This is a genomic window from Holtiella tumoricola (assembly GCF_027857615.1).
Classification (GTDB): Bacteria; Bacillota; Clostridia; order Lachnospirales; family Cellulosilyticaceae; genus Holtiella; species Holtiella tumoricola.
Window position 1 is genome coordinate 20,937 of the sequence record NZ_JAQIFT010000054.1, and the last position, 22,807, is coordinate 43,743.

Genomic DNA, 22,807 nt, shown 5'->3' on the forward strand with positions numbered 1-22,807 from the left:
ACATAAAAGTAGTGGTAGAGATATTTTAACATACCAATAAATGAGTATAATAGAAGATGCAAATGAAGTAATTATAAAACAAAGTGAGGAGCGTCATGAATAAGAAAATCAATGTAAAACTAGCGAGTGTTCAATTCTTTTTAATGGCTGCATATGCATCCTATTTTAATTTTTTTATTTTATTTTTAAGTGAACAAGGCTATTCAAAATTTGAATGTGGTATTATACAGGCTTGTATTGCTATTGTAAGTTTTATTTATCAACCAATATTAGGATATATTACGGATCACTATTTTTCTTATAAGAAATCAGTCTTGCTAAGTATAGGATGTGTACTTATTTTAGCTGTATGTATACCGAGTGTTGCATCGATTCTATTTCTATTAGGATTATTTGTAGTTATTCATGCAGCAACCACTAGACAACTTCCAGTTTTACTTGATGGCTGGATTGTATCTATAAGAAACAAACACCCAGAAGTAGATTATGAAAATACAAGGGGGATAGGATCAATAGGAGCAGGGATTGCATCTATTGTGATGGGAGTTGTTATAGGTTATTTAGGATATGATAAGGTGTTTTATTTTAATGCCTTGCTGATGAGTCTTGCAGGAATCTTGCTTGTTACTTTAGAAGATATTAATGATGAATATAAGCAAGAAGCTAAGAAAATACCTCTTAAAGGAACGATTAACCATTTAGTAACTAATAAAACATACATGTGCTTTATGGTGAGTGCATTTTTCCTTAATGTTGGGATTAAAATGGTCAACACTTTTGGACCAATTATGATGCAAGAAGTAGGTGGAAATAGTGTTTATTATGGCTATGTAATGTTTATATGTGGAATTGTGGAGGCAGCTACATTTGCATTAGTTGGGAAAATGTTAATGAAGCGTAGCTTAGAGTATATATACATATGGGCAGTGATTTCGCTAGGTGTTGGTAGCATATGTATTTTTATGGTTCATAATTTAGTTTTATTCATAATAGGGAGAGTCATTATGGGGGCTACGTATGCTATTTATACAGTTATGGCATTATCCTATGTAAATAAAGTTATTGCACCTTATTTAAAAGCTACAGCTATGGGCGTATTGGTAGCTGGAACAGGTGGGATTGCTCAGATTTTATCTAGTTTATGTGGTGGATATATATTGGAATATTTTAATATGACGCAAGTGACATATGTGATGATAGGACTAATCATTTTAACAACGGTTACCTTTATTCCTAATTTATTGAAAGAGAAAAGGACAACACAATAAGATAATGGCATTTTTTCTTAACCTCTCTAATACAATAAAAGTAGAACTAGTACAAGTAAGAAAAGAGAGGAAAGAACATGGGGCGTATCATCAAAAAAAATAGTCTAAATATGCTAGTATTAGGTTTAGCTTGCTTGATTGCATTTTGCACTTACTTGAAGTTTGCTAATGGGTCTTTTGAAACTTTTAGCTTATCTACAGCTTCTAAAGTAGTTGTCATTGATGCAGGACATGGAGGGTTCGATCCTGGTAAGGCAGGAGCAAGTGGAACAAAAGAAGATGAGATTAATCTAGCTATAGCATTTAAATTAAAGAGTTATTTGGAACAATCAGGCGCTACAGTTATTATGACAAGGGTAGATGATGAGAAGTTACAAGGAGAAAAAGGAAATACACATAAAAGAAGAGATATGAATTATCGTAAACAGGTTATTCAAGAAAGTGACGCAGATATTTTAGTAAGTATTCATCAAAATGCATTTACACAGCCACAAGTAAAAGGCGCTCAAGTATTTTATTATCAAGACTCTGATAAGGCAAAATTATTAGCTAACTGTGTACAAAATAGCATTAAAGCATATGCCGATCCTGAGAATAAGCGTAAGATAAAAAGTAGTAAGGACTACTATATTCTTAAGATTAGCCAAATGCCAGGAGTAATTGTAGAATGTGGCTTTTTGACTAATCTAGAAGAAGAGGCAAAACTTGCAAGTAATAGTTACCAAGATAAAATAGCATGGTCGATTTATGCTGGAATAGTAGAATATTTTGAGGCACTAGATGCTCAGTAGAATACATACCAAATAGAAATAGCTCTCCAATGTTATATTTATAAACATTGGAGAGCTATTTCTATAAATCTTATAATGTTACCATACCTTGTAAGGCATCAATAACTAAAGGGAGTGTTGTATCATTAAGATGAGCAAGAGAAAGTCGAGAATAAGAACATTTAGACTTCATAGTAAAAAGTTCACCAGGAGCTAAGATGATATGTTGCTGTAGTAAATATTTTTCCATAACAGATGAGGATATAGCCTGAGGTTTAAACCAGAAGAATAGACTACCATGTTCGGAATATAAGTTAATAGTATCTTTCAATTCTTTTAAAATAGGCATAATCACTTTAAAGTATTTGTAATTATGTTCTATAATTTCTTGGCGAATAGAAGAAAAAATAGAAGAATCTAAATAATACTGTAAAAAGCGTTCATTAAAAGTAGACTGCATAGGTTCATTAAATTTCTTGGACAGTGCTGGAGGCAAAGCGATAAAGCTATACTGTAAAGTTGGTAAATAAAGCTTAGAAAAATGATAAATATAAATGACATGATTGTTATGATCTAAGCTATAAAGTGGCATAAGAGAGGTTTCAGTATAAGCAAAATCAGAGAGGGTGCCATCTTCTATAATATAAAATTGATGATGTTCAGCTAGTTCAAGTAAACGTTTTTTGTTTTCTAATGCATAAGAAATACCTGTCGGATTCTGAACATATGTAGATACCCATATAAACGAAATATGTTCTGTTTGTAATACTTTTTCTAAATGATCAAGGTCTAATCCATTTTGAGTAAGAGGAAGCTCGATCACTTTAAAGCCTAAAGAGCGCAAGAAAGAGCTGTAGCTTAAATCGTGATAGGCCTCGATACCTATTGTAGAGTTAGGATGGATCTTGAGTAGGTCAACTAGAAAGCTTAAGAAATCTTTTGTATAGCGAATTTGACTAGGATTAGAAAGAAGTCCTACTGATTTGAAGAATTCGCTAATACTTTGTTTTAATAAAGTATGTCCTCGATAAAGTGGGTCAGAGAAGACATTCCAACCTTCAGCAGCAATCATGTCATTAGCAAGTTCGTTAATAAGTGAAGGTGGAAAATAGCTTTTATTAAAAAATAGGCTACTACAAGATATGGTTTCTTGAGATTCAGATGGTTGACTAACTTGGGAAGAAGAAACATAGGTGCCACTTCCAACATAAGCAGTTACTAAGCCTTGGTTTTCTAATAGTTTGTAGGCATTTACAACAGTATCCCTATTTATATTAAGTTTTTTTGAAAGGGTCCTAATAGTAGGTAGTTTAGTGTGATTAGGGAGCTCACCTATTTTAATGAGATGAGCCAAAGAATTGGCAAGTTGAATATATAAAGGAGTTGGATCAGATTTTGATAAATGAATGGTGCAAAACATAAGAGCCTCCTTGGAATGAATATTTTATAAAAAATCAAGCTTTATAAAGTATATTAACAAGCTAAGAAAAATATCCATAACAAGACAAAATCAAAAAGCTGCATACCCAGTTATTTGCGGGTTGCAGCTTTTTGATTCCATTTTTTTAAAAGGCGAATATCTTCTCCGAAGAATCTAAGAATACTATATTCACCAAAAATACGAGAAATAATACGTTCAGAATATAGGCTACGCCAGTCACTAAGTGGTAAGTTAGTAGAAATAATAGTAGAAGTTTTATTAAGTGCTCTTGTATTAATAACATGGAATAAATCAGGACCTGTAAAACTATTAGTAGCTTCAGTGGCGAAGTCATCAATAATAAGAAGATCTACAGTGAGTAGAATATCTAAATTATTCTTTTCATCTTCCTCCATATCTTCACGGTGGAAGCGAGATTCTTCAAATAATTTAAAGAGTTCTTGAGCACTTAAATAGAGAACACTGTATCCTTGGTTAAGAAGTTCCTTGGCAATACAATTACACAAGAATGTTTTTCCAAGGCCAGTAGGACCATGCAATAGCATATTATTTCTCTTATAGGCAAATTGCTCTACAAAGTTGATGCATTCTTGATAAATAAGCTCCATATTTTTTCTAGGAGATTTATTATACTCTTTATCTACTTGATCAGAATAATAATTAAAATTAAAGTTAGAAAAACTTTGATCAGCACCAATAGATTTTAAATTAGATTGATCATAAGAGAGATTAATAAGAGCTTGTTTGAAACATTTACAAGGTTGATGATGTGCATATTCATTAGCAATGCTATCTCTATGACTAACATCACTAATAAAGCCTGTATCTTTACATACAGGACAGTCATGGTGCATATCTAAGTAATCAACAGGATAACCATATTCAACTAAAAGTTGTTTTTTTAGACGACGTAATTCTTCATTTTTGTGACGATAATTTTCAATAAATTCATCAGGGGAAGCATTAAGAGCACTTTTGACAAGACTAATTCCTAATTTATTAAGAGATTGATCTATTCTTTCAATATCAGGGATTTTTTTATAAATTTCCTCTTCACGATTACGTTTAGCTTCTGCAGCACGTGTACGTTTCTGATCGTATTGTTTTAACAGTAATTTATACTGAAGTTCTTTAGTAGTCATCTATTAATTTCCTCCATAAATCTTTTGCTCTAAAAATTGGCGTTCACGTTTTTCCAGTTCATCTAAGTCCCAATTATGTGAATAAGTTGTTGTAAAGTGAGGGTTTTTACTTTTAGCAGTTTTATTTCCTTTTGACTTAGCAGCTTCTTGCTCCTTAGAATGGTTTTGATCAAGGGTTGCAACTTCTTCCAAGGTGCGAATACCTTTTTCTTTCCATTTATCTAAAATAGAACCTAAATAATTTAAGCTAGGAGAAGAGGAATAAGTAACTGTTCTATTGCATGCTTCTAGTATTACCCCTATGTCGAAGGCATAATCATTAAGCCATTTATCTATGAGTTCTTTCTGATGTTTCGTAATAGTTTCACCTGTCATACCTAAAGCTTTTAAAATCGTACGATATTTTTTTGTAATAGAAGCTTGAGCTTTAGCGTCTTCAACTGTTTTAATACCTTGGTCAACCCAACCTAAGGCAACTTTTTCAATATAACGAATATGGGTATGATTATTTGAAGCACAATATTGAACGAGATATTCTATAAGATCTAGTGGTAAATTAAGCCAATCATATAAACCATATAAAACTTGTTGGTCTGTTGAAGAAAGAAGACGTCCTAGATGTTTTTCGCATATAGTGAATAAGTTAGCAATAGAAGTATGCTCTTTACAATATAGAGTAAGTTCATCAGAAGTATAATGAGGTCTTGTTTGTTGAATAAAGGTACGTTGAGTTTTTGTTTCTACAGAGGCAGTACGTCCTACTGTAGGAGCACTAGTAGGCTTGTCTAATTCAAAGGTAAGTTCAAAGTCTTCATCTGAGAGCATTTTAAATTGAAGTACTCCGTGAGTATTCCAATATTCTAAAGCTGTAGTGAGTTCAGAACAAAGCATATTTAGCACTTTAGCAGAGTCTTCAAGAGATATACCCTCTATAGAAGGATCATGATAAAGTGCAAAAATATAAAGATAAACTTTAACATAGCCACCTAATGCTTGAGGCATATAATCTGTAATAAACCAATATGGAATGCTAATGGATGTTGGGGGATTTGAAATAAATTTTACATATGCCAAAGCAAGCGCCTCCTTTAATCTAAATACTATCGTGTTAGTATTATAGCACAAAAAATAAAAAATAGTATGTGGCAAAAAACAAAATCCCCTTAATAAAAAGGGGACTTTGAGGATAAGCTGTTAATAAGTTATTATATTATTCACATGAGTTATAAACAGGCGACTGTGGATAATGTGGATAACTATTTTCCTAATAAGATATCTGCTACTTGATTAACATTTCCAGCACCCATAGTAATGATTAAATCACCTGGTAGACAATGTTCTAGTAAATAATCTGCGATTTCGCTAAAATCTGACAAGTAAACTGCATTGGTATTAGGATTGTGGATTTTTTTGACGATATCTTGTGCATGAATATCCCCAGGATTTTTTTCCCTCGCAGCATAGATATCTGTAACAATAAGAAAATCTGTGTTTGAAAGTGCTTCAGCAAACTCATCTAAAAAGGCTTTTGTACGTGTATAAGTATGAGGTTGGAATACTACAAATAAACGTTTATGTGGATAAGCCTTAGCTACTTTAAGGGTTGCAGCAATTTCTGTTGGATGATGTGCGTAATCGTCGACTATTGTAATATCATGGATACGTCCTTTAATTTCAAAACGTTGATCTGGTCCAGTAAAGAGTGTTAATCCTAAATTAATTTGATCAATATTAATATTTAAGAAGTGACAAACAGCACATACTGAAAGACAGTTAAGGACATTATGCATACCAGGTACACGAAGGTGGATACGTCCTTGATATTTTTCTTTATAATAAACATCAAAGGCAGGACATGCATTTGCATCCATTGTAATATTTTCTGCATACCAATCAAAATGATTTTCTAGGCCAAAGGTTTCAACTTTACAAGTCATATTATCAATAATATGTTTTACGTGATCAATATGTCCATTAATAGCTAAGAAACCATCCCATGGAATTAAAGTACCAAATTTTTTGAAGGAGTCACGAATTTGGTTAATATCTTTGAAGTAATCCATATGGTCTTCTTCTACATTAAGGATAATACCTATCTTTGGGAAGAAGTTTAGGAAACTATCGCAGTATTCACAGGCTTCAGTGATAAAATATTCACTCCCACCTAAGCGGATATTTCCATCAATAGATTTTAAGATTCCACCAACTGTTATAGTAGGGTTAAGACCTGAACTAATAAGTACTTCTGAAAGCATAGAAGTAGTAGTTGTTTTACCATGTGTACCAGATACACAGATTGGATAATCATAAGATTTCATAAGACTACCTAAAAATTCTGCACGTACTAGAACGGGAATATTATGAGCGCGTGCAGCCATTAATTCAGGGTTATCATCATGAACAGCAGCAGTATAAACAACTAGGTCGATATCAGGTGTGATGTTTGAAGCACTGTGAGATGGGAATACTTCAACACCTAAAGACTCCAGATGTTTAGTAACGGGAGAAGACTTCATATCAGAACCAGTTACTTTATTCCCTCTATCGTGCATAATTTCAGCAAGGCCGCTCATACTAATGCCACCGATACCAATAAAATGAATATGATGTTTATTTGAAATTGTATTAAAATCAATCATGTAATTATCCTTCCAATCTTTATTAATTGTTTCTATAATTGTATTATACTATAAGCAATCCTTTACGTGCATCATTAATTATAAAAGGTTTTTAAATATAATTCGAATGTTTTGGTTTAAAATTATTGAAATATTCGGCTTTTGATGTATAATAAAGCTATTCAAAATGAGAAAGGAATTAAAGGGTGATGAAAAAAGTACAGAAAAACGGTAGAATCGGTATCATATCTAGTATATTAACAGATAATCCGAATCAAATATTTACGTTAACACACTTTTGTGATGTATTTGATTGTGCCAAGTCAACCATTAGTGAGGATATAGATACAATACGAGAGCTATTTCAAAATTATGGATTGGGTAATATTGAAACAGTTTCAGGTGCAGCAGGAGGCGTCTATTATAATCCTTTAATGAATGACGAACAAATTAAAGATTTTACAAAAGAACTTTGTTCTATTATTGACCAACCAGATAGAATGATTCCTAGTGGCTATATTTATACAAATGATTTGTTATACTCCCCTCAACTTTCTAAAAAAATAGGAGCTGCATTAGCCAGCATGTTTAATGGGCAAGAAATAGATTATGTAGTAACTGTAGAAACAAAAGGTATACCTATTGCGCTTATGACTGCACGTGCCCTTAATAAACCAATGGTAGTAGTAAGAAACCAAAGTAAATTAACAGACGGAACAGTTATCTACATGAACTATATTACTGGTAGTAATAACCGGATTAAAACAATGTGCTTACCTACACGTGCTATAAAAAAAGGTTCTAAAGTACTTTTCATTGATGACTTTATGAAAGCTGGAGGAACAGCTAAAGGTATATTAGATCTTATGCAAGAATTCCAAGCAGAACTTGTAGGTGTAGGTGTGCTTATGGCTACTAAAGAACCTGAACGTAAATTAATTGATGATTTTAAAACTTTAGTATGGCTAGATACCGTGGATACTATAAATAAAAAAATTAATATCTATAGTGCGTTTGAATAAGAGCTAATGAAAATTAGCTCTTATTTTTGTTTAAATGATTTCTTTATAGTATACGAATGCTTATTAAAAAAGATACATATATAAATCCCACAGGAAGCCAAAAAAAATATTTTTAGATAAAAATGTTAAAAACTTGAAAAAATTATACTTAAATGGTATATTAAATTATGATTTATTTAAAAAATAAAAAATATATTAGTCAAGCTGTGGAGGGGTGCGCATGAATCAGCCAGAGATGATGGCCATGTTATTAGCAGGTGGACAAGGAAGTAGACTTGGAATTCTAACTAAAGAAATTGCAAAACCTGCTGTAATGTTCGGTGGTAAATATCGAATTATCGATTTTCCATTAAGTAATTGTATTAACTCAGGGGTATACACTGTAGGGGTTCTAACTCAATATGAGCCACTTATCTTAACGAAACATATTGGTATAGGAACACCTTGGGATTTAGACAGAACAAATGAAGGGGTGACTATGCTATCACCTTTTGTAAAAGGTAATCAAGGGGAATGGTACTCAGGAACAGCTAATGCTATCTATCAAAATATCCGCTTCATAGATAGTTATAATCCAGAATATGTACTTATTTTATCAGGGGACCACGTATATAAGATGGATTATAGTAAGATGCTCGACTTCCATAAAGAAAATCATGCTGATGCAACGATTGCAGTAATGGAAGTAAGTTATGAAGATGCTAAGCAGTTTGGAATCATGAACACAAATGAAGAAGGTCAGATTATAGAGTTTGAAGAAAAACCACCTGTACCGAAAAGTAATTTAGCATCTATGGGAATTTACATTTTTACATGGAAAGAATTGAGACAAGCTCTTATAAGGGATCATGAGCAACATGAAGATAGTGACTTTGGAAAACACATTATTCCAATGTTAATAGGGGAAGAAAAGAAATTGTTTGCTTACAGATTTAAAGATTATTGGAAAGATATTGGAACAATTGATGCATATTGGAAAGCGAATATGGAACTTACAAATACCTTGCCTGAATTTAATTTATACGATGAGTTCTGGAAAATTTATACTAATATTGAACATCAACCACCTCAATTTATTAGTGACACAGCCATTGTAGAAAAAGCACTTTTATCTGAAGGGTGTGAAATCAAGGGGAAAGTTTATAATTCAGTTATAGGACCTAGAGTTATTATAGAAGAAGGAGCAATGGTAGCAAATTCTATTATTATGCAAGATACAGTGGTAGGATCAGGGGCAGTTATTGAACGATGCATAGTATCAGAAAAATGTGATATAGGGGAAAATACATATATAGGTCAAGGGGAAAATATCCCACATGAAACGAAATCACATATTTATTATAGTGGAATTACTGCAATAGGTGCATATACAACGATTCCTGATAATGTAGTAGTAGGGAAAAATTGTGAGATTAGTGGAGACACAAAAAAAGAAGATTATCAAAACGGTAAGCTTGAAAGCGGCCGTTCACTAGTTTTGTAGGGGGGATATTATGAAAGCGGTAGGAATTGTATTGGCAGGGGGAAAAAGAAATGCACTTGGTGCATTAACAATGCAACGTAATGTTGCAGCAATACCGGTAGGTGGATCATATAGAGCAATAGACTTTGCTTTAAGTAATCTAAGTAACTCAGGAATTAAAAAGGTAGCTGTTATTTCACAGCATAATACAAGATCATTAACAGACCACATTTCATCATCAAAATGGTGGGGATTTGGTCGTAAAAAGACAGGATTATTCCTTTTTACACCACATATGATTAGTGCGGAAACATTTAGCTATAGGGGAACAGCAGATGCAATTTATCAAAATGTGGATTTCTTAAAAAAGAGTAATGAACCTTATGTAGTGATTGTATCTGGTGAACAAGTTACTAAGATGGATTATGATAAATTGATCCAATACCATATTGAAAAAAATGCCGATATTACTATCATGTGTAAAAACATGCAAGGTGAAGATGTAAGGGATTATGGAGTAGTTAAATTAGATGAAGAATTAAGAATGGTAGATTTAGAGGAAAAACCATTAGAGCCTCAAGGTGACACAGTCTCACTAGGCGTTTATGTAATTGGTCGAGAACTACTTATTCACCTTTTAGAAGAATTAGAAAGTGAAGCAAGATATAATTTTGTAAGCGATATCCTAATCCGCTATAGACGTAAACTTAAAATATATGGATATATGTTTGATGGATATTGGAAAACCATTAAAGATATTCCTGCATTTTATGAAGCTAATATGGATTTCTTAAATCCAGAAGTTAGAAAGTTCTTATTTAATACAGCACCTCATATTTTTACAAAGGCTAAGGACGAGCCACCTGCAAAATTTAATGATCATTCTAACATTGCTAATAGTATTATTAGTGGTGGTGATATTATAAACGGTACGGTAGAGCAGTCAGTATTATTTAGAAAAGTTTTTGTAGGAGAGAATGCTGTTATTAAAAATAGTATTATTATGGAAGGTTGCACCATAGGAAGAGGTGCTGTGCTTGAAAATGTCATTTTAGATAAACAAATTTATGTTTCTGAAGGTCAAAGACTGATTGGTACGCCAGAAGATATATTAGTATACCCTAAACGTAGTATTATTTGATGACTGATGACGTGCAAAACTTACAATAAGACTAAATTTTTACATCATTTTATATACAATCTTTAAAAAAATATTGATTATTGTTTAAAAATCGTATATAATTTAAAATATAATACACAGGTTAGCTTAAGGATGGGGACACCTTGGCTCGACTTAAAAACAGGAGGGTTTGCTAAATGGAGATTACAGATATCAGAGTAAGAAAAATCAATAAAGAAGGAAAGATGAAAGCGGTAGTATCTGTTACTTTTGATAATGAATTTGTAGTTCATGATATCAAAGTAATTGAAGGAGATAAAGGTAGCTTTATTGCAATGCCTAGCCGTAAAACTCTAGATGGTGAATTTAGAGACATCGCTCATCCAATTAACTCTGAAACTCGTGATCGCATCCAAAAGACAGTACTTGAAAAATACGAAATGGTATTGCTTTCAGATGATGATGCAGTAAGTGATGAAGTAGCAGTTTCAGAAGAATACTAAGACAAGCTAAAATAAACCTCTTAAAAGCCTAGGCTTTTAAGAGGTGTTTTTTTGGTAGTATGCATCTTGCATAAAACGTAAATAAATGAGAAAATAGAACCAGTTTAATCGAGAGGATGTGCAGTTTGTGAAAACAAAATCTATTATATTAGCAGCAGGACAAGGAACAAGAATGAAGTCAAATACTTCAAAAGTTTTACATGAAATTTTCCATCAACCACTTGTTCACTATCCGATAGAAGCTGCTAGATACGCAGGAGCAGAGGAAGTATGCTTAGTTGTAGGACATAAGGCAGAAGAGGTTATGGCTACATTTGGAGAGACTGTACAATATGCACTTCAGACAGAACAACTTGGAACAGGGCATGCAGTAATGCAAGCTATGGATTTTATAGAAGATGAAGGAGAGGTACTGATTCTTTATGGAGATACACCTCTTATCACAGCGGAAACAATAGAAAAAATGCTTGCTTTCCATAGAAGAAAGAAAAATGCAGTTACAGTTCTTTCTGCTATTGTAGATAATCCAACAGGATATGGTCGTATTGTAAGAGATGAAAGCAAACACTTTGTAAAAATTGTAGAACAAAAAGATGCTACAGATGAAGAAAAACGTATCTGTGAGATTAATGGAGGAATGTACGTTTTTGAAGCGAAGTTATTAAAATTTGCACTCTCTAAAATCACCAATAATAACGTGCAAAATGAGTACTATTTAACAGACACAATAGAGATACTTCTTCATGAAGGGTATAATGTAGATGCAATTGCTATTATGAATCCAGATGATATTTTAGGTGTTAATTCTCGTGCACAATTAGCAGAAGCTACCGCAATTATGAAACATCGTATCAATACAAAACATATGGATAGTGGCGTAACTATCATTGACCCACAAAATACTTATATTGATCCATCTGTTGTCATTGGAAAGGATACTATAGTAGAACCTGGATGTATTATTGAAGGTAATACATCGATTGGTGAAAATTGTGTTATTGGATTTAATACAAAAATTAAAAATTGTGTTATTGAAGATGAGGTATGTATTGAATCTAGTGTATTAACAGATAGTAAAGTAGAGAAGAATGCACATATTGGACCATTTGCATATATTAGACCAAATAGTACAATCGGTGAAAAAGTAAAAATTGGAGACTTTGTTGAAATTAAAAATGCTTCAATAGGTAAAGGGACAAAAGTATCTCACTTAACATACATTGGAGATGCAGATGTAGGAAGTGGAGTAAACTTTGGGTGTGGTACAGTTGTTGTTAACTATGATGGGCAAAAGAAACATCGTACAACAATTAAAGACAATGCTTTTATAGGATGTAATACAAATTTAGTGGCACCAGTAACAGTTGAAGAAGGCGCATATACGGCAGCGGGTTCTACTATCACAAAGACAGTTCCAAAAGATAGCTTAGGCATAGCTCGTGCGCGTCAAGAAAATAAGGAAGAATGGGTTACAAAAAAACGCCAAAATTAACCGGAATATTTGCTAAATGTGTATAAAAACGTTCATATAAGTTGCAATTTATCCTCAATATGGTATAATGTTGTCGATTTAGTGGACGTAGATTCTTAAGGAGGACTTAATCAAATGATTAGAAATTATGCTGATATCAAAGTGTTTACCTGCAACGCCCATCCAGCATTAGCTGAAGAAATTGCTAAGTGTCTTGGTGTAACATTAGGTAAATCTGAGGTTTTAAGATTTAGTGATGGAGAAGTTTCCGTAAAAATTGATGAGAAGGTACGTGGTACTGATGTATTTATTATTCAACCTACATCAACACCTGCCAATGAACATCTTATGGAATTACTTATTATGATTGATGCGATGAAACGCGCATCAGCAGGCCGTATTACAGCAGTTATTCCATATTATGGATATGCAAGACAAGATAGAAAAACTAGAGCGAGAGATCCAATTAGTTCAAAACTTGTTGCAGATATTCTTCAAACAGCAGGTGCTGATAGAGTTCTTACAATGGACCTTCACTGCTCACAAATTCAAGGATTCTTTAATATTCCTTTAGATCATTTAGTAGGTATGCCTTTACTTACAAAATACTATACAGATAAATTAGGCGACAATACAGAAGATGTAGTAGCTGTTTCACCAGACTTAGGAAGTGTAGGTCGTGTTAGAGGATTTGCTACAAAATTAGATATTCCTATCGCAATTATCGATAAAAGAAGACCAAAAGCTAATGTATCAGAAATTATGAATATCATTGGTGAAGTAAATGGTAAAAGAGTTATCTTAGTTGACGATATGATTGATACAGCAGGTACAATTTGTAATGCAGCAAATGCATTAAAAGAAAGAGGTGCAACAGCAGTTTATGCTTGTTGTACACATGGTGTATTATCAGGTCCAGCATTAGAAAGAATTGAAGCTTCATCTATTGAAGAACTTGTAGTATTAAATACTATTGTTCTTCCACAAGAAAAGAAAATCTCAAAAATTAAAGAGATTTCAGTAGCAGAAATCTTTGCAGATGCGATTAGACGTATACACGAAGACTTATCAGTTTCTAAATTATTTGATTAATAGAGCGTTAAAAGGGTTTAGATTTTTATCTAAACCCTTTTTGTTATATCTATAAAAATGTATAATATAAAGTACAACAATACAATGCTATACATAAGCAATAAAATTGGAGGAACAAAATGAAATTAATCGTAGGACTAGGAAATCCTGGCATGCAATATGAGACTACAAGACATAACATAGGATTTATAGCAATAGATAGATTAGCTGATAAATATAACATTAGTGTTAATAGAAGTAAATTTAAAGCACTTGTAGGAGAAGGTACGATAGGTGGAGAGAAAGTTATATTAATGAAGCCACAAACTTATATGAATTTGAGTGGAGAATCTATTTCAGCGTGTAAAAGTTGGTATAAACTAGAAAATGAAGATATAATTATAATGTATGATGATGTATCTTTAGGGGTAGGAGATATTCGTATCCGCAAAAATGGAAGTAGTGGTGGACATAATGGAATTAAGAGTATTATTGCCCATTTAAGTTCAGAAGTATTTCCAAGAGTGAAAATTGGAGTAGGTGAGAAGCCAAAAGGATGGGATTTAGCAGACTATGTATTAGGCAAGTTTACTCCAGATGATACAAAGGTATTAGATGAAAGACTAAAAGTAGTCTGTGATGCTGTAGAGACAATGGTTGTTAAAAATGTAGATACAGCTATGAATAACTATAACGGTAAAATGAGACGGTGATCATATGAATTATGGCAAACAAACACTTATTAAACCATTAGAAGAATTAGAAGGGTTTAATAAATTTGTATATGATTTTAATAGTACGCACACAGGGAAAATAGTGGGTACAGTAGATGGATGTAAAGGACACTTGATTTATGCATTAACAAGTGAAACAAATAGGATTCCAACAATTATCACTGCGGATGAAGTAAGCGCAAAAAAACTTTATGAAGATTTGCAATATCTATATGAAGGTCGTGAAGTATATCTCTATCCTGCTAGAGATATACTCTTTTATAATGCAGATGTACATAGTACAGATATTACTGCAGAGCGTATGAAAATCATAGAGAGTTTGCTACAAGGGGAAGAGGCTGTCATTATTATTCCGGCAGAAGCACTTCTTAATCCTTTATCACCTAAAGAGACTTGGCTCTCCTATCAAAGAGTACTCAAAGAGGGACAAGTTGTTGATTTAAAAGAACTTAATAAGTATTTGGTTGAGATAGGGTACGAACGTGTTGCAAAGGTGGAAGCAATAGGGCAGTTTGCCATAAGAGGGGGGATTATAGACTTTTTCCCACCTAATGTTATGATGCCTTATCGTATTGAACTTTGGGATGATGAAATAGACTCTATTCGCACGTTCAATGCTTCTACGCAGCGTTCTGTTGAGAAGGTAGAACAAATTATTATTATTCCTAATCAAGAGATTATTTTCCCACTTAGTCTATTACAAAAGGCTGCACCAGATATTAAAGCAGACTTGAAAAAAGTAGTAGAGACATTAAGAGGAGAAGGTAAGAAAGAAAGTGCAAAAAGCATAGAAAGTCAAGTAAAGGAACATTTAGAGCAAATAGAAGAAGGTATAAGTATTGAAGGATTAGAAACGTATATTCCTTATACTAACCTACAAACGGTTAGCATATTGGACTATTTGCCTAAAAATACAGTTGTGTATATAGATGAACCAGTTAAAGTTAGAGATAAGTGTGAACGTCTATATGAAGAATATGAGATGAGTATGCTAGATCGATTAAACTATGGCCATCTTTTGCCTAAACAACTTGATTTTATCTTTAAATATCAAGATGCAGCCTTTAGCTTAATTCAAAAGCCTTTTATCACATTAAATAATTTTATTACTAATGAAGAACATTTTGAAACGGATAATGAGCTTTCTATTGCTGTATATGAAAATACTACGTTTTATAATAGCCTAGAGTTATTAGAAAAAGATGTTAAGGATTGGAAGGCTGAAGATAAGAAGGTTTTAATCTTAGCAGGCCTTAAAGCTAAAGCTATGCGCCTTATGGAAGAACTAGAGGAAAGAGGGATTTTAACAACTTACTCAGAAACCTTACAAGATCCTATTCAGTCAGGACAAGTAATTATATCAAAAGGTTCACTTAATAAGGGATTTATGTATGAAGGTGCGGGCTTCCACGTAGTCGCAGATAAAGATTTGTTTGGGAAGGAAAAGAAAAAGCCTAAAGCTTCTAAAAAGCATAAAGGAAGCAAGATAGATAGCTTTTTGGACCTAGTACCAGGAGATTATGTGGTGCATGAAAATCATGGTATAGGCGTTTTTAAAGGTGTTGAACAAATTGTTATAGAGGGTATAGCTCGTGATAATTTAAAAATAGAATATGCAAATGACTCAACTCTGTACGTAAACATCAATCAAATGGATATGGTCCAAAAATATGTAGGGGCAGAAGGAAAAGCACCTAAGTTGAGTAAGCTAGGTACAGCTGAGTGGAAAAAAGCAAAATCTAAAGTTAAAGGTGCAGTACAAGATATTGCAAAAGACTTAATAAAGCTTTATAGCAAAAGACAGCATGCTAGGGGATTTGTTTACGAGCCAGATTCTATTTGGCAAAATGAATTTGAAGAGATGTTTCCATATGAAGAAACAGGGGATCAAATTAATGCCATTGAAGAAGTAAAAGAGGATATGGAAAGTGATAAAATCATGGACCGACTTGTATGTGGAGATGTAGGATATGGCAAGACAGAGGTTGCTATAAGGGCTGCTTTTAAGGCTGTACAAAACAATAAACAAGTTGCCTACCTTGTACCAACTACTATTCTTGCACAACAGCACTTCCAGCGATTTGAAGAACGAATGGCTAATTATCCAGTGAATGTAGGTGTGCTCTCAAGATTCCGCACACCTAAGCAAATTAAAGCAACTTTAGAAGGTATACGTAAAGGAACTATAGATATCGTTATAGGAACCCATAGGCTATTATCTAAAGATGTACAATTTAGAGATTTAGGGTTATTAATTATAGATGAAGAGCAACGATTTGGTGTAACACATAAAGAGAAGTTAAAACAGATGAGAACAGAAATAGATGTTTTAACTTTAACCGCTACCCCTATCCCAAGAACGCTTCATATGAGCCTAATAGGTGTAAGAGATATGAGTGTTCTAGAAGAGGCGCCGTTGGAAAGACGACCTGTTCAAACCTATGTATTAGAGTATAGTGAAGACTTTATAAAAGATGCCATACACAGGGAATTAGCTCGTGATGGTCAAGTTTATTTCTTATATAATCAAGTAAGAGACATAGAAGAAAAGGCTGTACAAGTACAAAAGATGATACCAGAAGCAAAAGTAGGCTTTGCTCATGGGCAGATGAGTGAGCGTGAACTTGAAAGTATTATGCTTGCATTTATTGAGAAAGAAATAAATGTATTAGTATGTACAACCATTGTTGAAACAGGTCTTGATATTGCTAATGCAAATACGATTATCATTAATAACGCAGACCATATGGGTCTTAGTCAGCTTTATCAATTAAGAGGGCGTGTAGGAAGGTCTAATAAACCAGCCTATGCCTACTTGATGTATCAAAAAGATAAGGTGCTTAAAGAAATTGCAGAAAAGAGACTACAGGCAATTAAGCAGTTTACCCAATTAGGAGCTGGATTTAAGATTGCTATGCGAGATTTGGAAATACGAGGAGCGGGGAACCTTTTAGGTGGACAACAACATGGACACATGGAAACTATAGGATATGACTTGTATTGTAAGATGCTTCAACAAGCAGTGGCATTAGAACAAGGAGAACCGCTTAAAGAAAACTTTGAAACAACAATAGAGATGAAGATAAATGCTTATATACCAAGCGAGTTTATTACAGATGAAGTTCAAAAACTAGATATTTATAAGAAGATTGCCTCTATACAGGGTGAAAAGGACTATTATGAAATGCAAGAGGAGATAGAGGATAGATATGGAACTATGCCACTATGTGTCCAAAATCTGATTGATATAGCACTTATTAAATGGGAAGCTAATCAATTAGATATTACTCTTGTTTCTGAGAGTCCAGAAAGTATTTTATTTAAATTTAAAGAAGATGCAGCTTTAAATCCAGCGGTATTACCTGAGATCGTAGCAGAATACCCTAGAAAGGTAAATATTCTAACAGGTAAAGAACTTAGCCTTAAATTTAATTGTGGGGATGTAATCAAAAAAGATAGAATCACTTATATTAAGAATGTGTTACATTCCTTGAAAAAATTGAAGCAGTCATAATTTTATTTTATAATGAGGAAGAAGATAATGGATGAATAATAAAGTAAAATTGACAGGCTAAGGAGAGATGGCAGTGAAAAAACTAAAAAGAATAATGGCACTAATGCTTGCAAGTACTCTGCTAATGACTGGCATAACAGGATGTGCATTTGGAAAGAATTCTACAAGTAATGCGATAGTTGCGATAATAGAGGGTGAAAAGATTCCTGAATCTTTATATAGAATATATTTATGGTATACTCAGCAATATTTTGAGCAAATCTCAGGTCCAACTATATGGAATATGCAAATAGAAGGACAAAATACGAGTGATTTAGCCAAACAGCGTGCTTTAGAGTCTACTATTTTATCAGTAGTAGCAGCTAAAAAAGCAGAAGAATTAGGCGTCCAAGTAACTAAGGACCAAGAAAAAGCGGCTAAAGAAAATGCGGAGAAATTTGTGAAAAATAATTCTGAGATTATTGAAACCTACCATTTTGGTGAAAAAGACATTGAGAAATTCTTATTGGCTACAGATTTAGTGAGTCTAGTTGAAGAAAAACTAGGACAAAATTATATGCCTCAAGAAGCTGAAATTACTAAATTTATTGAAGACAACAAAGGGATTTATGAGCAAGTTACGGCAACACATGTTCTCTTAAAAACAACAGATGATGCATCCAATGAACTTCCAGAAAATGAAAAAGCTAAAAAATTAGCACAAGCAGAAGAAGTACTTCAAAAAGCATTAAATGGAGAAGATCTCTCTAAGCTTGCAACTACGTATTCTGATGATGCTGGTTCTCTTAATCAAGCAGATGGAACACCAGATGGTCAGTATACTTTTAGAAGAGGGAAAATGGTTAAAGAGTTTGAAGAAGCAGCATTTGCAGGAAAAGATGGTCAAGTATGGCCAGAACTTGTAAAAACTGCTTATGGCTATCATATTATTAAAACAGATGCACATATTCCAGCAGATGAAGAAGTAATGCGTAATGAATTTATTAGTGCTTCAAAACGTGAATTTACCAATAATGAATTTAATACAATGATTAGTAATGCACAAGTTGAAAAAACCGAGCTTTATGAGGAAATCAATATTATAAATGCTACTGAAGAAACTATAGAAACTGATAGTGCTAGCAAAGAATAAAACCGCCTTTTATAGGTGGTTTTTTTATATGTAAATGTGAAAGTCTTACTAAAAATGTATATTCTAGAAAAAATAGTAGCATAATATACCTAAAGATAAAAGAACATTTATTCCAAATCAGACAATTAAGGAGGTTGTTTACTTGAAAGCAACAGGCATCGTTAGAAGGATAGATGATTTAGGACGTGTAGTTATCCCGAAAGAAATTCGCCGTACTCTACGTATTAGAGAAGGGGATCCACTTGAAATATTTACGGATCATGATGGACAAGTGATCCTTAAAAAATATTCGCCAGTAGGAGAATTAAGTGCGTTTGCAAAAGAATACGCAGAAGCTCTTGCTCAAGCTACAGGTCATATTACATGCATTTCTGATAAAGATCAGATTATTGCTATTTCAGGAGGCTCAAAGAAAGAATTTTTGGATAAAAGCATTAGTAGTAACTTAGAACGCGCTATAGAAGCACGTAGTCTTTTACATGCAGATAAAGAGGATTCTAAGTTTGTACCTATATTATCAGAAGGTAGTACAGAAGGTTATCACTCTGAGATTATTTCTCCTATTATTTGTGAAGGAGATGCTATCGGAGCTGTAATTTTCTTATCAACAATTAAAGGAACCCATATGGGCGAAGTAGAAGAAAAGCTTGCACAATCTGCATCTGGTTTTTTAGGACGCCAAATGGAACAATAATAAGATGCCAGTAACTATTTTAATCTAGTTGCTGGCATCTTATGTGTTACAATATAAACAGATTTCTTAGTTAGAATGGAGATTTAATACCATTTAGACTATGGTTATCGGGTAAATAGCAAAGGGGTGATGAGTATGGAAAAGAAAAAATATACATACCAAGATTTGAAGGATATTATTGAATTACTGAGAAGTGAAAATGGATGTGCCTGGGATAGAGAACAAACTCATGAATCCTTAGTACCTTCTCTGATTGAAGAAACATATGAACTAGTAGAAGCGATACAAAACAAAGATACAGCTAATTTAAAAGAAGAATTAGGCGATGTACTAATGCAAGTAATGATGCAATCACAAATTGCTAATGAAGCCAGTGAATTTACTATGGAAGATGTAATAGATGGTATTGCGTCGAAACTAGTATATAGACATCCTCATGTGTTTAAACAGGGAGAAGAAACTAATAATACCAAAGAAATCTTAGAAAATTGGGAGAAACTAAAAAAGAAAGAGAAAAAACAAGAAACTCAGACGGAGTCCATGGATCAAGTAGCACGTGCCTTACCTGCCCTTATGCGTGCCTATAAAGTGCAAAAAAAAGCGGCAGAAGTCGGATTTACATGGGATAGCTATGAACCTATACTGGATAAGGTTTTTGAGGAAATTGAAGAGTTGAAAATAGAGATAAAACAGGGAAGATTAGACAAAATGAATGAAGAATTAGGTGATGTTTTGTTTTCTATGGTTAATTTATCTTATTTTTTAGAAATAAATCCTGAATTTGCCTTGACAAACAGTACGGAAAAGTTTATAAATAGATTTAGATATATTGAAAATTCGGCGTTTGCTAAGGGAAAACAACTATCGCAAATGACATTGGAAGAGATGGATCAGCTATGGAATGAATGTAAAAAAGTTGAATCAAACATCTAATTTTCAATACATAATATCCATGTAAATGCATGAATAGAGGAGGATTTTTATTATGAACAAATCTGAATTAGTAGCAGCTATGGCTGCAAAAGCAGAAATTAGCAAAAAAGACGCTGAAAAAGCATTAAAAGCTTTCGAAGATGCAGTTATGGAAGAACTTACAAATGATGGTAAAGTTCAATTAGTAGGATTCGGTACATTCGAAGTTACAGAAAGAAAACCACGCGTTGGTAGAAATCCTAAAACAAACGAAGAAATCCAAATTCCTGGTGGAAAAGCTCCTAAATTTAAAGCTGGTAAAGCTTTAAAAGATGCTGTAAACCAATAATAAATGAGAGATAGGAGAATCTACACATTTGTGTAGGTTCTTTTTATCATTATGGAGGAAATGGTTAATGAGAATTGATAAATACTTAAAGCTTACGCGTATTATTAAAAGACGTACTATTGCACAAGAAGCATGTGACCAAGGTCGTGTGAGTATTAATGATAAAGTAGCCAAAGCATCAACCAATGTAAATATGGGTGATATTATTCAAATTCAATTTGGTGAAAAACTATTAAAATATGAAGTTTTAGATATTAAAGAACATGTAAAAAAAGAAGATACAGAATCCTTATATCGTATGTTGTAATAAAACTGAGTCCACCTCAATATAAATAAGTAGTAAGAACTTATTATAAAGGGGTGGATTTTATTATGGAGGAAAAGATCGCTAAAAAACATACTTTAACTCTGTTAGACCGAACTAGGCTTAATATGACAGGTGTAACCGATGTATTTGCGTTTGATGAGAAAGTGATAGAGCTTGAAACGTCTCAGGGATACTTAGATATAGAGGGTGATGACTTACACATTGTCAAAATGAATTTAGACAGTGGGGAATTAATCGTAGAAGGGCATGTATCAGGATTAATCTATCAAGAACAAAATAACTCTAGCAAAAAAGGTTCATTGCTAGGCAGATTATTTAAGTAGCAGGTAGATGATATGAATCAAGTAGTAAATACTCAGAGCGGATTATTCCTAACCTGTATCCTAATAGGAGTAATTATGGGCATGCTCTATGACCTTATAAGGATTTTTAGAAAGATTATTCCTCATCCTAACTGGAGTGTACAAGTTGAAGATACAATTTATTGGATATGTTGTGCACTCATAGGTTTTTCTATTTTATACATGCATAATTATGGACAAATTAGATTTTTTGTATTTATAGGTATTATATTAGGAGCTATATTTTATTTTTGCACGTTTAGCATTGTATTTATGAAGTTTGCCACCTGGCTTATAGAAGTCGTCAAACATATTCTAAGAACTTTAATACATATTATAAGTATTCCTATTAAGTGGATGATCAATGTTGTTAAAATACCACTTAGAATGCTTAAACGATTTGGTATTCAATTAGATAATAAACGTAAGTGGAAAATGAAGAAATTGCAGAGAAGATTATACTTTAAAAATGCAGATATTAAGAGTGGAGTAAAATATAAGCGCACAAAGTGATTTACAACACCTGTTAAAAATATTAAGATAGAAATAGAACAATTAATAGGTGGGATACACATGATAAATAAGAAAATAATATGGCGTATAACCTTTATAACAAGCATGGGCATATTACTTTATTTAGGAGCAAGAACAATTGAGTTAAATAAAGTTATCAATAAGCTAGATAATCAGCTTGTTGAAGCTACAAAGAAGCTAGAAGAAGAACAGAATGAACTAGAGGAGCTTAATAAAGAAAAGGACAATATGGAGACTCTAGAGTACATAGAACGTGTAGCCAGAGACAAGCTAGGGATGGTTAAGAAAGATGATATTGTATTTAAAGAAAAATAAGGGCTGTTGCAACTAGAGGGTAGTGTGCAAACAGTCCTCTTTGTTTGCCAAAAGAATTGGATAAGG

22 protein-coding genes are annotated in these 22,807 nt (G+C 33.0%); 18 read left to right on the top strand and 4 right to left on the bottom strand.

Annotated elements, in window-relative coordinates; translation table 11 throughout:
* The first annotated feature begins 95 nt into the window (after positions 1–95).
* Positions 96–1,268 (top strand): MFS transporter, encoded by a 1,173-nt coding sequence (locus PBV87_RS14845; protein ID WP_271012766.1) that lies wholly within the window; start codon positions 96–98, stop codon positions 1,266–1,268.
* A 77-nt stretch (positions 1,269–1,345) separates the two neighbouring features.
* Entirely contained in the window at positions 1,346–2,059 is a 714-nt protein-coding gene (cwlD, locus tag PBV87_RS14850; protein ID WP_242847637.1) for an N-acetylmuramoyl-L-alanine amidase CwlD, read from the top strand.
* A 70-nt stretch (positions 2,060–2,129) separates the two neighbouring features.
* Here the strand turns inward: cwlD and PBV87_RS14855 are convergent, their stop codons facing one another.
* From PBV87_RS14855 to murC, 4 genes are all read right to left on the bottom strand, one after another.
* Positions 2,130–3,458, bottom strand: a complete 1,329-nt coding sequence (locus PBV87_RS14855; protein WP_271012767.1) for an aminotransferase-like domain-containing protein — start codon at positions 3,456–3,458, stop codon at positions 2,130–2,132.
* Between the two features lie 110 nt (positions 3,459–3,568).
* Positions 3,569–4,621 (bottom strand): ATP-binding protein, encoded by a 1,053-nt coding sequence (locus PBV87_RS14860; RefSeq protein WP_271012768.1) that lies wholly within the window; start codon positions 4,619–4,621, stop codon positions 3,569–3,571.
* Positions 4,622–4,624: 3 nt separating this feature from the next.
* Positions 4,625–5,695, bottom strand: a complete 1,071-nt coding sequence (locus tag PBV87_RS14865; RefSeq protein WP_271012769.1) for a DnaD domain protein — start codon at positions 5,693–5,695, stop codon at positions 4,625–4,627.
* A 182-nt stretch (positions 5,696–5,877) separates the two neighbouring features.
* Positions 5,878–7,260, bottom strand: coding sequence for a UDP-N-acetylmuramate--L-alanine ligase (gene murC / locus PBV87_RS14870; RefSeq protein WP_271012770.1), 1,383 nt, complete (start codon positions 7,258–7,260; stop codon positions 5,878–5,880).
* 188 nt (positions 7,261–7,448) lie between these two features.
* Between murC and purR the strand changes: the two genes are divergently transcribed.
* From purR to PBV87_RS14950, 16 genes are all read left to right on the top strand, one after another.
* The gene (purR, locus tag PBV87_RS14875) at positions 7,449–8,261 is read left to right on the top strand and encodes a pur operon repressor (protein WP_053982766.1); all 813 of its coding nucleotides are present in this window, start codon (positions 7,449–7,451) and stop codon (positions 8,259–8,261) included.
* Between the two features lie 220 nt (positions 8,262–8,481).
* Positions 8,482–9,744: a glucose-1-phosphate adenylyltransferase gene (locus tag PBV87_RS14880; RefSeq protein WP_271012771.1), complete on the top strand. Its 1,263-nt coding sequence runs from the start codon at positions 8,482–8,484 to the stop codon at positions 9,742–9,744.
* A gap of 10 nt (positions 9,745–9,754) precedes the next feature.
* Positions 9,755–10,864 (top strand): glucose-1-phosphate adenylyltransferase subunit GlgD, encoded by a 1,110-nt coding sequence (gene glgD, locus PBV87_RS14885; RefSeq protein ID WP_053982764.1) that lies wholly within the window; start codon positions 9,755–9,757, stop codon positions 10,862–10,864.
* Between the two features lie 176 nt (positions 10,865–11,040).
* Positions 11,041–11,346, top strand: coding sequence for a septation regulator SpoVG (gene spoVG, locus PBV87_RS14890; RefSeq protein ID WP_053982763.1), 306 nt, complete (start codon positions 11,041–11,043; stop codon positions 11,344–11,346).
* Positions 11,347–11,473: 127 nt separating this feature from the next.
* Positions 11,474–12,838 (top strand): bifunctional UDP-N-acetylglucosamine diphosphorylase/glucosamine-1-phosphate N-acetyltransferase GlmU, encoded by a 1,365-nt coding sequence (gene glmU, locus PBV87_RS14895; RefSeq protein WP_271012772.1) that lies wholly within the window; start codon positions 11,474–11,476, stop codon positions 12,836–12,838.
* A gap of 114 nt (positions 12,839–12,952) precedes the next feature.
* Positions 12,953–13,909 carry a ribose-phosphate diphosphokinase gene (locus PBV87_RS14900; protein WP_053982762.1) on the top strand — a complete coding sequence of 319 codons (957 nt, stop codon included), beginning with the start codon at positions 12,953–12,955 and terminating at the stop codon, positions 13,907–13,909.
* A gap of 119 nt (positions 13,910–14,028) precedes the next feature.
* Positions 14,029–14,601, top strand: a complete 573-nt coding sequence (gene pth / locus PBV87_RS14905; RefSeq protein ID WP_053982761.1) for an aminoacyl-tRNA hydrolase — start codon at positions 14,029–14,031, stop codon at positions 14,599–14,601.
* A gap of 4 nt (positions 14,602–14,605) precedes the next feature.
* Positions 14,606–18,136, top strand: a complete 3,531-nt coding sequence (gene mfd / locus PBV87_RS14910) for a transcription-repair coupling factor (RefSeq protein WP_271012773.1) — start codon at positions 14,606–14,608, stop codon at positions 18,134–18,136.
* A 73-nt stretch (positions 18,137–18,209) separates the two neighbouring features.
* The gene (locus PBV87_RS14915) at positions 18,210–19,268 is read left to right on the top strand and encodes a peptidylprolyl isomerase (RefSeq protein ID WP_271012774.1); all 1,059 of its coding nucleotides are present in this window, start codon (positions 18,210–18,212) and stop codon (positions 19,266–19,268) included.
* Between the two features lie 142 nt (positions 19,269–19,410).
* Positions 19,411–19,962, top strand: a complete 552-nt coding sequence (gene spoVT, locus PBV87_RS14920) for a stage V sporulation protein T (protein WP_053982758.1) — start codon at positions 19,411–19,413, stop codon at positions 19,960–19,962.
* A 135-nt stretch (positions 19,963–20,097) separates the two neighbouring features.
* Complete coding sequence (mazG, locus tag PBV87_RS14925) at positions 20,098–20,895, top strand: nucleoside triphosphate pyrophosphohydrolase (RefSeq protein WP_053982757.1); 798 nt, start codon at positions 20,098–20,100, stop codon at positions 20,893–20,895.
* 52 nt (positions 20,896–20,947) lie between these two features.
* Positions 20,948–21,223 carry an HU family DNA-binding protein gene (locus tag PBV87_RS14930; RefSeq protein WP_053982756.1) on the top strand — a complete coding sequence of 92 codons (276 nt, stop codon included), beginning with the start codon at positions 20,948–20,950 and terminating at the stop codon, positions 21,221–21,223.
* 67 nt (positions 21,224–21,290) lie between these two features.
* Entirely contained in the window at positions 21,291–21,530 is a 240-nt protein-coding gene (locus tag PBV87_RS14935) for an RNA-binding S4 domain-containing protein (protein ID WP_053982755.1), read from the top strand.
* Positions 21,531–21,595: 65 nt separating this feature from the next.
* Complete coding sequence (gene yabP, locus PBV87_RS14940) at positions 21,596–21,874, top strand: sporulation protein YabP (RefSeq protein WP_053982754.1); 279 nt, start codon at positions 21,596–21,598, stop codon at positions 21,872–21,874.
* A gap of 12 nt (positions 21,875–21,886) precedes the next feature.
* Positions 21,887–22,405 carry a spore cortex biosynthesis protein YabQ gene (gene yabQ, locus PBV87_RS14945; protein WP_082238543.1) on the top strand — a complete coding sequence of 173 codons (519 nt, stop codon included), beginning with the start codon at positions 21,887–21,889 and terminating at the stop codon, positions 22,403–22,405.
* A gap of 60 nt (positions 22,406–22,465) precedes the next feature.
* The gene (locus tag PBV87_RS14950; protein ID WP_053982752.1) at positions 22,466–22,741 is read left to right on the top strand and encodes a septum formation initiator family protein; all 276 of its coding nucleotides are present in this window, start codon (positions 22,466–22,468) and stop codon (positions 22,739–22,741) included.
* Positions 22,742–22,807 lie beyond the last annotated feature (66 nt).